At 58.4% G+C, this 13,554-nt stretch carries 14 protein-coding genes; 7 read left to right on the forward strand and 7 right to left on the reverse strand.

Going from position 1 to position 13,554, the window contains the following annotated elements; translation table 11 throughout:
• Window positions 1-9: 9 nt before the first annotated feature.
• Window positions 10-1,449 (reverse strand): UdgX family uracil-DNA binding protein, encoded by a 1,440-nt coding sequence (locus tag IB277_RS19805; RefSeq protein ID WP_060583909.1) that lies wholly within the window; start codon window positions 1,447-1,449, stop codon window positions 10-12.
• Window positions 1,446-2,678 (reverse strand): putative DNA modification/repair radical SAM protein, encoded by a 1,233-nt coding sequence (locus tag IB277_RS19810; RefSeq protein ID WP_192371415.1) that lies wholly within the window; start codon window positions 2,676-2,678, stop codon window positions 1,446-1,448. The genes IB277_RS19805 and IB277_RS19810 overlap by 4 nt, the downstream gene beginning before the upstream one ends.
• Window positions 2,679-2,885: 207 nt before the next feature.
• Between IB277_RS19810 and hemH the strand changes: the two genes are divergently transcribed.
• Window positions 2,886-3,908, forward strand: a complete 1,023-nt coding sequence (gene hemH / locus IB277_RS19815) for a ferrochelatase (protein WP_192371416.1) — start codon at window positions 2,886-2,888, stop codon at window positions 3,906-3,908.
• A 52-nt stretch (window positions 3,909-3,960) separates the two neighbouring features.
• On the opposite strand, the gene IB277_RS19820 is transcribed toward hemH, so the two are convergent.
• Window positions 3,961-4,221, reverse strand: a complete 261-nt coding sequence (locus tag IB277_RS19820) for a hypothetical protein (protein ID WP_192371417.1) — start codon at window positions 4,219-4,221, stop codon at window positions 3,961-3,963.
• Between the two features lie 85 nt (window positions 4,222-4,306).
• Complete coding sequence (locus IB277_RS19825) at window positions 4,307-4,804, reverse strand: TspO/MBR family protein (RefSeq protein WP_060583130.1); 498 nt, start codon at window positions 4,802-4,804, stop codon at window positions 4,307-4,309.
• Window positions 4,805-5,187: 383 nt separating this feature from the next.
• Here IB277_RS19825 and IB277_RS19830 point away from each other — a divergent pair, with 383 nt between their 5' ends.
• Entirely contained in the window at window positions 5,188-5,745 is a 558-nt protein-coding gene (locus IB277_RS19830; protein ID WP_060583129.1) for a fasciclin domain-containing protein, read from the forward strand.
• A gap of 92 nt (window positions 5,746-5,837) precedes the next feature.
• Here the strand turns inward: IB277_RS19830 and IB277_RS19835 are convergent, their stop codons facing one another.
• The 3 genes from IB277_RS19835 to IB277_RS19845 all read right to left on the reverse strand — a co-directional run bounded on the left by IB277_RS19835 (window position 5,838) and on the right by IB277_RS19845 (window position 9,316).
• On the reverse strand, window positions 5,838-6,533 hold the full coding sequence (locus IB277_RS19835; RefSeq protein ID WP_192371418.1) for an SDR family NAD(P)-dependent oxidoreductase: 696 nt from the start codon (window positions 6,531-6,533) through the stop codon (window positions 5,838-5,840).
• Window positions 6,534-6,547: 14 nt separating this feature from the next.
• Window positions 6,548-8,095 (reverse strand): cryptochrome/photolyase family protein, encoded by a 1,548-nt coding sequence (locus IB277_RS19840; protein ID WP_192371419.1) that lies wholly within the window; start codon window positions 8,093-8,095, stop codon window positions 6,548-6,550.
• A 306-nt stretch (window positions 8,096-8,401) separates the two neighbouring features.
• A complete protein-coding gene (locus IB277_RS19845; protein WP_060583126.1) occupies window positions 8,402-9,316 on the reverse strand; it encodes a MurR/RpiR family transcriptional regulator in 915 nt (304 codons plus the stop codon).
• A gap of 66 nt (window positions 9,317-9,382) precedes the next feature.
• Between IB277_RS19845 and IB277_RS19850 the strand changes: the two genes are divergently transcribed.
• Genes IB277_RS19850 through IB277_RS19870 form a run of 5 tightly spaced genes read left to right on the forward strand, consistent with a single transcriptional unit; the run spans window position 9,383 to window position 13,543 of the window.
• Window positions 9,383-10,159 (forward strand): transporter substrate-binding domain-containing protein, encoded by a 777-nt coding sequence (locus IB277_RS19850; RefSeq protein ID WP_192371420.1) that lies wholly within the window; start codon window positions 9,383-9,385, stop codon window positions 10,157-10,159.
• Between the two features lie 54 nt (window positions 10,160-10,213).
• Window positions 10,214-10,903, forward strand: coding sequence for an ABC transporter permease (locus IB277_RS19855; RefSeq protein ID WP_060583124.1), 690 nt, complete (start codon window positions 10,214-10,216; stop codon window positions 10,901-10,903).
• Entirely contained in the window at window positions 10,900-11,634 is a 735-nt protein-coding gene (locus IB277_RS19860; RefSeq protein WP_060583123.1) for an ABC transporter permease, read from the forward strand. The genes IB277_RS19855 and IB277_RS19860 overlap by 4 nt, the downstream gene beginning before the upstream one ends.
• Window positions 11,631-12,749, forward strand: coding sequence for a succinylglutamate desuccinylase/aspartoacylase family protein (locus IB277_RS19865; RefSeq protein WP_192371421.1), 1,119 nt, complete (start codon window positions 11,631-11,633; stop codon window positions 12,747-12,749). The genes IB277_RS19860 and IB277_RS19865 overlap by 4 nt, the downstream gene beginning before the upstream one ends.
• Window positions 12,750-12,772: 23 nt before the next feature.
• Window positions 12,773-13,543: an ABC transporter ATP-binding protein gene (locus IB277_RS19870; protein ID WP_305853016.1), complete on the forward strand. Its 771-nt coding sequence runs from the start codon at window positions 12,773-12,775 to the stop codon at window positions 13,541-13,543.
• Window positions 13,544-13,554 lie beyond the last annotated feature (11 nt).

A 13,554-nucleotide genomic window follows, 5' to 3' on the forward strand; every position in this document is an offset into this window, starting at 1 on the left:
GTTGAGTTGCTACACTCCTCTTTCATAGATAACTGCTATGGCCTTAGCCAGGTCACGCGCCAAATCATCTCGGGCGATCGTGGCGGCTGCTGGGTCGCCTGCACGCAGAATATAGGAAGGATGCCATGTCACGAGGACGGGGCCGCCGTGAAGACCGGTTTCAATCTCCCCCCGCCGCTCCCCCATTTGACGGTTGTCGCCTGTGAGGGCGAAGGCCGCGGAGGCGCCAAGCGCCACCGTCAACTTCGGTTTGACAAGGGTCAGTTCCAGTCCCAGCCACCAGCGACAATGAGCAATTTCGCCGCGGTCCGGATTGCGGTGCAGGCGCCGCTTGCCACGTGGGCTGAACTTGAAATGCTTGACGGCGTTCGTCAGCCACAGCGTCCTTGCGTCTATACCGGCGTCGGAAAGCAATGCCCGAAGCAACTGCCCGGCCGGCCCTGTAAACGGGCGGCCCTCGATATCTTCCCGGTCGCCAGGCTGTTCGCCGACGATCATGAGCTGCGCGTCAGCGGCACCTTCACCCCAGACGGTCTGCGTCGCGGATTCGCACAGGTCGCAACGCCGACATTGTGCCGCGGCCTTTGATGCCTGCTCCAGGGTGTCAATTTGCTCGGGCGGCTGCGGCATTGAAGCCCGATAGCGCTCGGACACCGGGGCTGCGCCCGTTCGCGGCGCGGAGATGCCGGTCTTGTGCATCTTTTGCACGCGTGCTTCAGCTCCGGCGAGCATCTCGGGGATCAGGCGCGTTTCCGGCAGGTTGTGCCAGTATTTCTTCGGCATTTCGGACTGCATGGCGTTGAGCTTGATGCGGGCCGGATTGAAGATGTTGACGAAATAGGCCGCCCAGAGGCTTTCCGCCGCATCGTCGGGCAGCGTAGGTTTTGTGCCGCCAGGGCCGAAGCTCAGCGTGCCGTCGACGAACCGCGCGGTCAGGCGAGGCGTTGCGATCATCCAATCCATGTCGCCGAAGCGCCTAGCGAAGAAAGCGCTTCCCGGCTCCAGGGTGTTGTGTGTCGGCTCGAACCATGCTGCGAAGCGACGGCGAGGTCCCTCTACCGGCATTTCCCGGAAGCGTACAAATGCATGCATCTTGTGAATGTCTCGCCCGACGGATTTCTGCATCAGCGACAGCCTTCGACCGAGTGGATCGACGGGCGAGAGCGGGTTGCCCTCGCGCCTGTCAAGGCGCCAAAGCGCGCGATAAAGAAGCGCCAGACGTTCTGGTGCCGAATGCCAAATCACCGACTGGGCGAGGTTCATGAAAGCTTGAGGGACGCGCGCGGCGTGATCGCCTGAAGTCTCCGGGAGAAAGGATGCGTCGAACAGGCCGGCCGAGCAATTCCAGTCGATCTGCTCGGGGGCGATCTGGTGGCTTATCGCGCGCCTGGCGGCATCGCGCCAGGCATCAAATGTTCCCTGCTCCGGAAGCGCGACCGCGTAAATCATAGGAGCTGAAGTTGCTTCGGGGGAGGCGCGAGGCGCGCGCGCAAATCGCCGCTGTCCGTCAAGCCGCCTGGGCTCCAGCCGGGCAGAACGATGAAAGGGCGGGCCTTGCGTGTCAGCGCTCCCATTCGCGCGAGATCCTCGACCCGCAGGTGGTGGTCGCGTCGCGCGATGATGATGCGGTCGACCACGCGCGTGCCGAATCCCGGCACACGCAAAAGCGTGTCGCGGGAGGCAACGTTGACGTCGACCGGGAAGATTTGCCGATTTTGCAGCGCCCAGGCTGTCTTCGGATCAAGCTCGAGATCCAGAAAGCCCCCTTGCGTGCCGGTCGCGATCTCGTCGGTCGTGAAACCATAAAACCGTAGCAGCCAATCAGCTTGATAAAGCCTGTGCTCCCGAACAAGCGGCGGCTGAACCAAGGGAAGCGCCGCGGAGGCGTCCGGGATCGGTGAGAAGGCCGAGTAATAAACGCGGCGCAGCTTATAGCCGCTATAAAGCCGCGTTGCGCAGGACAGGATGGCGGTATCGTCGGCGCCATCAGCGCCGACAATCATTTGCGTGCTCTGGCCGGCAGGGGCAAAGCGTTGCGGCTTGCGACCGGTGTGGGTCTTGTCTTGCGCGGCTTCCCCCTCGAGCCGAACCTGCGCCATGGCGGCGCGAATGGTTTCCGGCCGCTTCTCCGGCGCGAACTTCCTTACGCTCGAATCCCTTGGCAGTTCGACATTTATTGACAACCGGTCGGCCCAAAGGCCGGCCTCACGGATCAGCTCAGCCTGTGCGTCGGGGATGGTCTTGAGGTGAATATAGCCTTTGAAGCCGTGGACCTCTCTCAGCGTCCGGGCAATGCGGACCATATCGGCCATGGTCTGATCCGGCGAGCGGATAATGCCGGAGGAGAGAAACAAACCCTCGATGTAGTTGCGCCGATAAAACTCGAGCGTCAACGATACCACTTCTTCGACGCTAAACCGCGCGCGCTCGACATTGGAACTGACGCGATTGATGCAATAGGCACAGTCGAAGATGCAGAAGTTCGTCATCAGGATCTTTAATAGCGATATGCATCGCCCATCTGGCGTGTAGGCATGGCAAATACCGCTCCCACCGGAAGACCCGATTCCTCCTTTGCGTGAATCTCGCTTATCGCCGCCGCTCGAGGCGCATGAGGCGTCGTACTTGGCTGCGTCCGATAGGATCGCCAGCTTCTTTCCAAGTGCCGTAGGTGTCATGACGCGACTTTAAATGTTCACGTTATGTTCGTCAAGGTTTCGCGGAGAGCCGCAGGCGAATGTCGAAAGATGAACGGTCGCTTTGTTCCGTATCGGAGCTTTCAATGAAGAACGCTTTCCCTGGTCGCTTCAGGATTTTTCAGTCGCCGCTGATCCATCCCGCATTCCATGCGTATTTGATTGGGTTGATAAATGAAGAAGGATGCGATGCTCAAAAAACCTGCCAGTCACCCCAATATTAAACACGGCGGCATTGGAGTGCTGCTGGTCAATCTCGGCACGCCTGATGGCACCGATTACACCTCGATGCGCCGCTACCTGAAGGAGTTTCTGACCGACCGCCGGGTGATCGAGTGGTCACGACTGTTCTGGTACCCGATCCTGTTCGGCATCGTGCTCAGCACCCGCCCCGGCAAGGTCGGCAAGGCCTATGAGACGATCTGGAACAAGGATCTGAACGAGAGCTACCTGCGCACCTATACCCGCAACCAGTCCGAACTGATGGCGAAGTCCTTCGCCGACCAGCCTAACGTCATCGTCGACTGGGGCATGCGCTACGGCCAGCCGTCGATCGCCTCGCGCATGGACGCACTGCAGAAGGCCGGCTGTGAACGCATTCTCGTCTTCCCGCTCTATCCGCAATATGCCGCCGCCACCACCGCCACCGTTAATGACAAGGCCTTCGAGGCGCTTCTGAAGATGCGCTGGCAGCCGGCACTGCGCACCGTTCCGCCCTACCACGACGATCCCGTCTACATCGACGCTCTGGCAACCTCGATCGAGCGTCACCTGGCGACGCTCGGCTGGGAGCCGGAGGTGGTTCTGACCTCCTTCCACGGCATTCCGAAGAGCTATTTCGACAAGGGCGATCCCTACTACTGCCAGTGCCAGAAGACCGCGCGGCTTTTGCGCGAAAAGCTCGGCTGGTCGAAGGAGAAGCTGCAGGTCACCTTCCAGTCGCGCTTCGGGCCTGAGGAATGGCTGCAGCCCTATACCGACAAGACGGTCGAAAAACTTGCGCAGGACGGTGTCAAGCGCATTGCCGTCCTCAACCCGGGCTTCGTCTCCGACTGTCTGGAAACGTTGGAAGAGATCGCCGAGCAGGCGGCCGAAAGCTTCCATCACAATGGCGGCGAGAAGTTCACCCACATCCCCTGTCTGAACGACAGCGCCGAAGGCATGGCCGTGCTCGAACACGTCGTGCGCCGGGAGCTTGCCGGCTGGCTTTAAGCGGAACCGGCAAGAATAGCGGATAGGGCAATCCAAATTCATTTGGCCAAATTCATTCGGATTGCCTTTGCAGACGTCCAAGCAGCAACGCGATGTCTTCCTGGATGTCCAGGCATATTTCGCGATACTCGTCTACAAGGTCTTGCTCAGGAGACCGTTTCCTCAAAAGTTCGTCGACCCTCATCGCGGCAAGCGCGTAGGTCTCGAAAAGAAGATCGAATTGCTCGGCTTCCAGGGCGCGTAGCTGTTCACGTTGACGAGGCAACGCAAGGGCGACGCGAGCTCGCCCGATCTTAGCCAAAGACGTCTTCATGGAGCTAGCCGCCGAGCACATTTGAGCTGTCCAGAGCGTTGCATGCGTTAAAGCGAAAACACTTATGCCCTGCGCGCCAACGCCATCAATTGAGGAACCAGATTGCGAAATTCAGTACGGCCGCAAAGGAGACCCACGCTGCCAGCGGCACGAGGCAAAGTGCCGCTTTCTTGTCGACGCGCCAGGCCTGCACGATCGTTGTGAGGATAATCCCGATTTGAACGATGATGTTCACCAGGCCGGCGGCCGGACTTTGCATGGCGAAAAACATCCAGGACCACAACGCATTGAGGGCGAGCTGAACGTAAAATAGGGTCAGTGCAGCCAGCCTGCCCGGTGTCCTAGTTGGGAGGATTAAGAGCCGGAAGGCAGCGTAAGCCATGAGGATGTAAAGCGTTGTCCAGACTGGAGCAAACACCCAGTTCGGGGGATTAAAACTCGGCTTATCTAGCGCTGAATACCAGCTTGCGATGTTTGGATAGGTAGCCATTTGTCCTAGTATGGATGTTGCGGCGACCGGTACAATCGCAAGTGCCAGCGCTCGGACCCAATTCATTTTGTCATTGGAAGTTTGTTGCAACATTCTTCTACCCCTTAAGGCCGTGCCCTTCGTTGACCAGACCCGTCTCATTCGGTGAGGACTGCAGACCCGCGGGCGGCGCTGGCGAGTGGTTGCCGTCGAAGCGCCAGCCGACGCCTTATTTTCCCTTTTTACGTATGACCTTGCTGATTGGATCAGCGAATTGGAGATGGGATCTTGCGCGGCCCGGCGAGCACCAATCCAGCTCTCACTCGTTCACTACGGCAGCGACCCTGCATTGAGGCGGTTCGCCGCAACGTCCGGTCATATCGGACGCGACGGTGATCCAGATTGATGAAGGCGACGTATCGATGGTGCTGGACAACTCTGGCGAACATCGGTTGGGAACGCCCGCATGGCGCGGGCCATCAAGGAGGAATGCACGAATGAAACGGTCCCTAAGACGTACCGCCGCGATCGCGTCTATTTTCGCTCTCGTAGCCTTCGCTGCTAGTGCCGACAACCCCATGGTCGGTGGAGCGGCCATGTCCGAAAGTAAGAACATCGTCGAAAACGCTGCGAATTCGAAGGACCACACGACACTCGTTGCAGCAGTCAAAGCGGCCGGTCTCGTGGATACGCTCTCCGGTGATGGCCCGTTCACCGTGTTTGCGCCGACGAACGCAGCTTTCGATGCATTGCCTGCCGGCACTGTCGACACACTCCTGAAACCCGAGAACAAAGAAAAGCTAGCCAAAGTGCTGACTTGTCATGTCGTTGCTGCCAATGCGCTTTCCGATGCGGTCGGCAAGATGATTGCCGATGACGGAGGGAACCATTCAGTCAAGACCGTGGGCGGTTGCACGCTTTCGGCAAAGATGGATGGCGACAAGATCACACTCACTGACGAAACGGGTGGCATTGCCACCGTGACTATCGCCGACGTCAAGCAGTCGAACGGTGTCATTCATGTGATCGACAAAGTGCTGCTTCCGAAAGCGTAGAAAAACATAAGAACGGGTCGCGTTGACCACATGCGTTTGCCGCCGGATAGGTCGGCGGCAAACTAGCAACATTCTCTGCCGCCTAACAATGCTCACCACTCAACGGGCAGGCCATCATAGGCGAAGAACCCTCCGGTGTTTTCCGGCGTCAACCGATCAATAACCCGCAGCATTGCACATGCGCTCTCACTGGGATCCAACTTGCGATGATGGGTGGAATAGCTGGCGGTCATTTTCGTCGCCACGGTTCCTGGATGGAGCGCGACGACCACCGCGCGCGGATGGGTGCGGCTCAGTTCTACGGAAGCTGTGCGGACGATCTGGTTGAGCGCAGCCTTCGACGCCCGGTAGGAAATCCAGCCCCCCAGGCGATTGTCTCCGATCGACCCGACCCGGGCAGACAGGAAGGCGACTATGCTGCGGTCGCTGCGGGCGAGCTTCGGCGCGAAGTGTTTGAGAACGAGTGCCGGTCCAATCGCGTTCAGCGCGAATTGCCGCATCATCATATCGGGGTCGACTTGCTTGAGTGATTTTTCTGGACCCGCGCCGTCGACAACAAGTCCGCCGGTCGCACAAAATACAAGATGTAGCCCATCTCCAGTCTCCGCTGCTCCTGCTGCGACAGTCTCTTCGTCTGTGATATCGAAGGCATTGTCCCTACGCGAGAGCGTTACAAGCTGCAGGCAATTGGGATCGGACCGGAGTTCGCCGGCGATTGCGGATCCGATGCCGCCGCTGGCCCCCAAAACAACCGCGCGGTATCCTTTAGCAAGTGACGCGAGTGGCATCTTCCAATCCTCCTCTAAACATCAAGACCCTCGTCCAGACGCTGCAGGAAAGCCCTGGCGCTTTGCCGATACTCATTTCTCCGGTCCTGCGTCATGCGCCGCCAGGTGGCGTAGGAGTGTTGAAGCCTTCGGTTTGCCGAAAGGTCCTGCACATGGCGGTCCAAAAAGTCCCAATAGAGAAAATTGAAAGGGCAGGCGAATTTCCCCGTCTTGCTTCGCACATCGTATCTGCAGCCCTCGCAATAATCCGACATCCGGGAAATGTATGAGCCACTGGCGCAGTATGGCTTTGACCCCAGTGAGCCTCCGTCCGCGAATTGGCTCATGCCGATCACGTTTGGAAGCTCTACCCATTCTATGGCGTCCGCATACACTTCCAGGTACCATTCGTGGAGCGCAAATGGGTCGAGGCCCGCAAGCATTGCGAAGTTCCCGGTCACCATCAGGCGCTGTATGTGGTGCGCGTAGGCGTTGTCGATGGTGTCGCTGATCGTCGTCGCAAGGCACGCCATGGCCGTCTTTCCCGTCCAGAAAAAATCGGGAAGGGGACGCGATGCTTTGAAGAAGTTCGAGCTGGCGTATTCGGGCATGAAGCGCCAATACATTCCACGCACATATTCCCGCCATCCAATGATCTGCCTGATGAAGCCCTCAGCGGCATTGAGCGGCGCGTCGCCGTCGAGGTAAGCGCGTTCCGCAGATTTGCAAAGCTCGAGAGGGTCGAGCAAACCAAGGTTCAAGTACGGTGAAAGCACGGAATGATTGAGAAGGGCGTCGTCTCTGAGCATCGCATCCTGCGTCTCGCCAAAAAACGGCAGAAAATCACGATTGAAAACTTCAGCCGCATCTCGAGCATCAGAGCTAGTTACCGCGAAATTGAAATCTTTTGCCGTACCCATATGTCCAGCAAACCGTTGCTCCACGAGATCGATGACTTCGCGGGTGGTCGTGTCGGGTTTGAATTTCAGTCGAGCAGGGCGAAATAGATCCGGTTTGGCGGGGGCTCGGTTTTCTGAATCGAAGTTCCACCGGCCGCCGACGGGATCGTCTCCCCGCATGAGAAGCTTGGTTTTACGACGCATGCGCCGATAGAAGAACTCCATCGTAAGTGTGCGTCGTTCATCTGCCCAAGCCGTAAACTCCTCACGGGAGCATAAAAAACGGCGGTCCGGACGAATGCTCACCGGGACCCCGAACATAGATTGCCAGCGTGATACGTCCTGGCCGACGCGCCACTCTCCCGGCTCGGTCACGACGACACAGTCCGGTGAAAGAATAGCCACGGCCGCGCTCAGTTCCCCGGTGAATGATCCTGAATTATCCGCATCGTCGAGCTGCACGTAACGCACTGAAAATCCGCGGATACGCAATTCATCCGCGAAATGCCGCATGGCTGATAAGATCAGCACGATCTTCTTTTTATGATGCTTTACGTAGGTGGTTTCTTCGGCGACCTCGCACATCAAGACTATATCTCTCTGCGGATCAGCCCCATCCAGGCTTGAGATCCTGTGGGATAGATGGTCGCCAAAAATATAAATCAGTCTGCGACAACGTTTCATGGGAGAACACCGGTTGAAAACCCAAGAGCGTTTACGAGGGGAACGGCTCGTTGGATTATCGCATAGTGTGGCCGCGAAGGCTTTTCGGCGCAGCAGAGGGAGTTCGGCCTCGACAGAAGACCCACGCTTAGCATCGCCAAAAGTTTCCTCAGGCGACGGATATGCCCTGTCCAGCGGTCGCGACGGGAGGGAGGGCGTATTAGATAGGGCAAGGACGCGTGAGTGGACCCTCGGCAAGTTGACCTATGAGCGAGAGCACCGATGGCTACCCTTCGATCCTTCGTGGTTTAAGGGATGGTGGGCTCGTCAATCGCCTTCGGTCAGGTATGACGAAATAGCCTTTGCAAGCTGCTCTGCTCGCCTGACATTGTCAGGATCCGCCAGCATGAAGTCGGACGACAGGGCTTCGATGATTGCCATGGCCGGGACGTTTGTGGCCGAAAGAACCGGGTGTCTGGATGGCGCGAGAAGCAATCGGTCGGCGAATTGAGCCAGCGGAGCGGCTGGAGAATCTGTTATGGCGACAATTTTCGCCTTTTTGTCACGCGCATATCTGACGATCTCGACAACATCCCTGGAATACCTGGGCAAAGACATTGCCACCAGTACGTCGCCTTCTCCAATCGACATCACACGCGCGGCAGCGGACTCCGTTCCTCCGTATTGAGCGACATCTATAACTTCGTCGCGATAAGGTTGCAACGAAAGGACCAGCATTGCCGCGAGGTGCGCAGAAAGGCCAAAGCCTATCACGAATACCCTTCGAGCCGCTCTTATGTCACCGCAAGCTAGGCGTATGTATTCGGCGGTCTGCGGGCTCTTGAGTGCGTCGATGTTGGAGCCCGTCATCTCGATGCTGAGTTCAACACCCTGGCTACGTTTATCGAGGTCTCTTATCGAGGCATCGAGCTTGGCGACAGGTGCTATCAATTCGCTCACCATAGCGGCGATGGACGACCGAAACTCAGAAAAGCCCGCCAATCCGAGGTCTCGAACAAAACGGCTGACGCTCGAAGCCGAAGTTCCCGTTGCGGAAGCGAGTTCCTCGATACCGTGCGTTGCCACGAACATCGGGTCCCGGAGCACAAAACCGGCCAGTGCCCGCTGCGAAGCCGATCCGTCCCGCAGCAGCCTGCTGAGTTCGAGACCTAAAGCAGAGGTCGCGAAGCGTCGGTCGGCTTCTGCGTTCCAGGTGAGGGGTGTATGAAAATTATCTTTCATTTGTTGACTCTATGAAAATATCCTGCCATTGAGAAGCCAGCTTAGCTGATTTTGGGAGGAAATCGCATGCGAATGAAATTTCTCGCTTCAATCGTTGCCACAACGATGCTCGCCGGCACTGCGTTTGCGGAGGATCTGCGCATAGGCGTGGAAGGAAACTATCCGCCCTTCTCAGTAGTTGCGCCCGATGGAACGCTCTCCGGCTTCGATATCGACATCGCAAATGCGATCTGTGCGAAGATGAACAAGAACTGCGTGATGGTGCAGCAGGAATGGGATGGGATGATCCCGGCGCTCAATGCCAAGAAGTTCGATATCATCGTGGCTTCGATGACGATCAACGAAAAGCGCAAGAAGGTCGTCGACTTTTCCAACCCTTACTATGACGTCCCGTCGCGATGGGTGGCGCGCAAGGGTGACTACAAGAGCTGGTCGCCGGAAGAGCTAAAGGGCAAGACGATCATCGTCCTGCGCAACTCTCCGCGTGCCGAGTATGTTGCCAAGAACTACCCTGACAGCACCGTCCTGGCGGTGGACAAAGAGCCGGCCGTCTACCTGGAGCTGGCGGCGGGTCGCGGCGACATCGCCTTCGGATCGTCGGTAGTTTCGGCCGAATCTTTCCTGAAGAAGCCCGAAGGGAAGGATTTTGAGCAAGTCGGCGACACCCTCTTCTTGGGCGAGGACGCCGACGGCGGCGTCGGGATCGCCGTGCGTAAGTCGGAGGGCGCTCTGCGCGAGGAAGTAAATACCGCTCTGTCTTCCATCATGACCGACGGTACCTACAAGCAGCTGTCAGGCAAATACTTCGACTTCGACGTGACGCCGCAATCGGCAAAGAAGTAGTTCTTTTCCCGCGACCGGCGCCTGGGTGGCGCCGGTCGCAAGGGGTGCTGTTCCATGTTCCAAGGTTATCTACCGATGATTCTGGAGGGGCTTCGTGTGACCCTCAGCGTGGCGTCGGTCTCACTGGCGATCGCCTGTGTTATCGGCCTGATTGGCGCGTCCGCAAAGGTCTACGGCGGGAAGGCGGCAAGATTGTCGGCTGTCGCGTACACAACGACGGTGCGCGCTTTGCCGGATTTGCTTGTCATGCTCGTAGTCTTCTACGGCGGCCAAATCCTGCTCAATTCCATTTCTGAAACCTATGGGTGGGGTTATCTCGATGTCGATCCCTACATAGCCGGCGTTAGCACGATCGGCTTTGTATTCGGAGCTTACCTGACCGAGACGTTCAGGGGAGCGATCCTGAGCGTGCCGGCGGGGCAAATCGAGGCTGGCTTTGCATACGGTCTTTCACGCTGGCAGGTGGCCTCCTACATTCTGCTACCGCAGATGATACGGCATGCCGTGCCCGGCCTGACGAATACGTGGCTGGTCATGTTGAAGGCGACAGCGCTGGTGTCGATCATCGGACTCGACGATATGGTCCACCGGGCCGGGCTTGCGTCAGCGGCGACGCGGGAGCCATTTACCTTCTACGCGCTTATCGGCCTCATCTATCTCGCGGTCACCACATTTTCGGTTCTCCTCTTCGGAGCGCTTGAGAAGCTTTCTTCACGCGGCGTTCGCAGCGGAGGTGCTGCATGATCGACTGGGAAATCGTTGCCGATAACCTGCCGGCATTTGCGGGCGGTCTGGTAAACACTTTGATCCTGTTGGCAACCGTCGTCGTCAGCGGTTTTGCGGTCTCGGTGCCACTGGCGCTCGTGCGCTCAATGCGGTCGCCCTATTTTTCTCGCGCGGTTTGGCTGTTCACCTATATCATCCGTGGCACGCCGCTTCTTGTTCAGCTGTTTGTCATTTACTACGGAATGGCCCAGTTCGAATTCGTGCGCAGCAGCGCGATATGGCCGCTATTCCGCTCTCCGTGGTTTTGCGCGTGGCTTGCGCTGACGATCAACACTATCGCCTATACGACCGAGATATTCGCCGGCGCGATCCGAACCACGGCGCCAGGCGAAATCGAAGCGGCACGATCGATCGGCTTGAGCCGCGCCGCGGTTCTCAGGTACGTGATCTGGCCATCGGCCTGGCGTCGCGCACTGCCGCAATACGGCAACGAGGTGGTAATGATGATGCATGCCACCGCCCTTGCGAGCACGGTGACGATTGTCGAGGTGATGCGGGTCGCGCGCGACGTCTACACCAATTACCTCGTGCTGGCAGAATCCTTCGGCGTCGCCGCCGCGATTTATCTGTGTCTGACCATCGGTCTCACCACTTTGTTCCGCTGGCTCGAGACGCACTTTCTGCGGCATCTCTCCCGCTCGGACACCAGAGAGAAGCCAGCCGAGCATCTCAACCCGAAAGTTGCATGATGAAAGAGACAATCTTTGATATCGAAGGTCAGGGACCCGGCACGCGGCATAGCTTGAAATGTGTCGAATTCGGGCGGCCCGCAGACACGCCACTCGTCTATATCCAAGGTGGTCTCCATGCCGACGAGGCGCCCGGCATCATCGTCGCGCATGCGCTTTGCGAGACGTTGGCGGAGCTTGAGGCGGCCGACGCGATCATCGGCTGCGTTCGGGTCGTTCCGGTTGCCAATCCGGTCGGGCTGTCTCAGTTTTCCCTTGGTCAGCAGGAAGGCCGTTTCGATCTTTATGACGGACGGAACTTCAACCGGCATTATCCGGATTTCGGCCCCAAGCTGTCCGCCCGACTTTCCAACCGCTTGGGCAAAGATGCCGTCGCTAACGCGGCCGTCATCCGCGCCGAGTTGATGGCCCTGGTTGAGGAATGGGACGTCGTCACCCCCTCGGACAATGTTCGAAAATGCCTCATGAAACTTGCGATTGATGCCGATTATGTGCTGGATCTTCATTGTGATGGAGAGGCTGAGGTTCATCTCTACACGCAACCGCATTTCGCACGGAGATTCTCGTCGCTGGCGACGCGCCTTCACGCCCGAGCAGTGCTGCTTGCTGAGATCTCAGGACTCAATCCGTTCGACGAGGCCCTCGTGCGCCCATGGTTGGACCTGTCAAGAGCGCTGCCCGACGCGAACATCCCGCTTGGCTGCGCTTCGACCACCGTTGAGTTGCGCGGTCGTAGCGATGTGGATCGGCGACGCGCCCGGGGCGACGCCGAGGCGATCGTCGAGTTCCTACGCGATCTAGGGGTCGTCAAGGGTTCGGCCGCGCAGGCGCCGGCCAAGCTGTGCGAGCCCACCCCGCTCGCAGGTTCAGAAGCTGTCATTTCACCGTCTGCGGGGGTCGTGAGCTACGCACTCGACCTTGGCCATCAGGTAAGGGCTGGTGATGTGATAGCTGAGATCATCGACCCGCTTTCAGGAACGGTTACGGCCGTGAAGGCGCAGACATCAGGCGTGTTCTACGCACGCGCTGACAGCCGCATCGCCGAGCGCGGTAAACGCCTTGGCAAGATCGCCGGCAACGACGTGTTCCGCAACGGTCCACTTTTAAGCCCATGAGCGCCAAGGCGCGGAGACAGACTATGACAGCGATGCTCGAAGTGACCAACATCCGAAAGAGGTTCGGCACCGTTGAGGTGCTCAAAGGCATCTCGCTCAGCGCGAGGCGCGGAGATGTGATTTCCATGATCGGCGCGTCCGGGTCTGGAAAAAGCACGTTCTTGCGATGCCTCAATTTTCTGGAGCACCCGTGTGAGGGCAGCTATCGGTTTCGGGGAGAAAAACTTGACCTGAGAAAGGCGTCGAGCGGAGACCTGACGGTACATGACCCCAAGAAGCTCGCTTCGATGCGCTCGCGGTTATCAATGGTCTTTCAGCAATTTAACCTGTGGAGTCACATGACGGCGAAGGAGAACGTGATGCTGGGGCCGATGCGCGTACAGGGGATAAGCCGCGCTGAGGCAGCTGAACGAGCCGACGCATACTTGGCAAAGGTTGGCGTGTCGCACCGCCGCGATGCCTTTCCGGCATTTCTCTCGGGCGGAGAACAGCAGCGAGTTGCGATCGCCCGGGCGCTCGCGATGGAACCGGAGATCATGCTTTTCGACGAGCCGACCTCGGCGCTTGATCCGGAGCTTGTCGGCGAGGTGCTTCGGGTCATGCGGGGATTGGCCGAGGAGGGAAGGACCATGATCGTCGTCACCCACGAAATGGCATTTGCCCGCGACGTCGGCAATCATGTCATCTTTCTCAGCCAGGGTGTGATCGAGGAACAAGGCGATCCACGCGACGTTCTGAGCAATCCGAGTTCCGAACGTCTTCAAAGCTTTCTTTCTTCGCGGCACATGAATTGAGCGGCCCCTGG

The organism is Ensifer sp. ENS07 (genome assembly GCF_014852185.1).
Taxonomy (GTDB): domain Bacteria; phylum Pseudomonadota; class Alphaproteobacteria; order Rhizobiales; family Rhizobiaceae; genus Ensifer; species Ensifer adhaerens.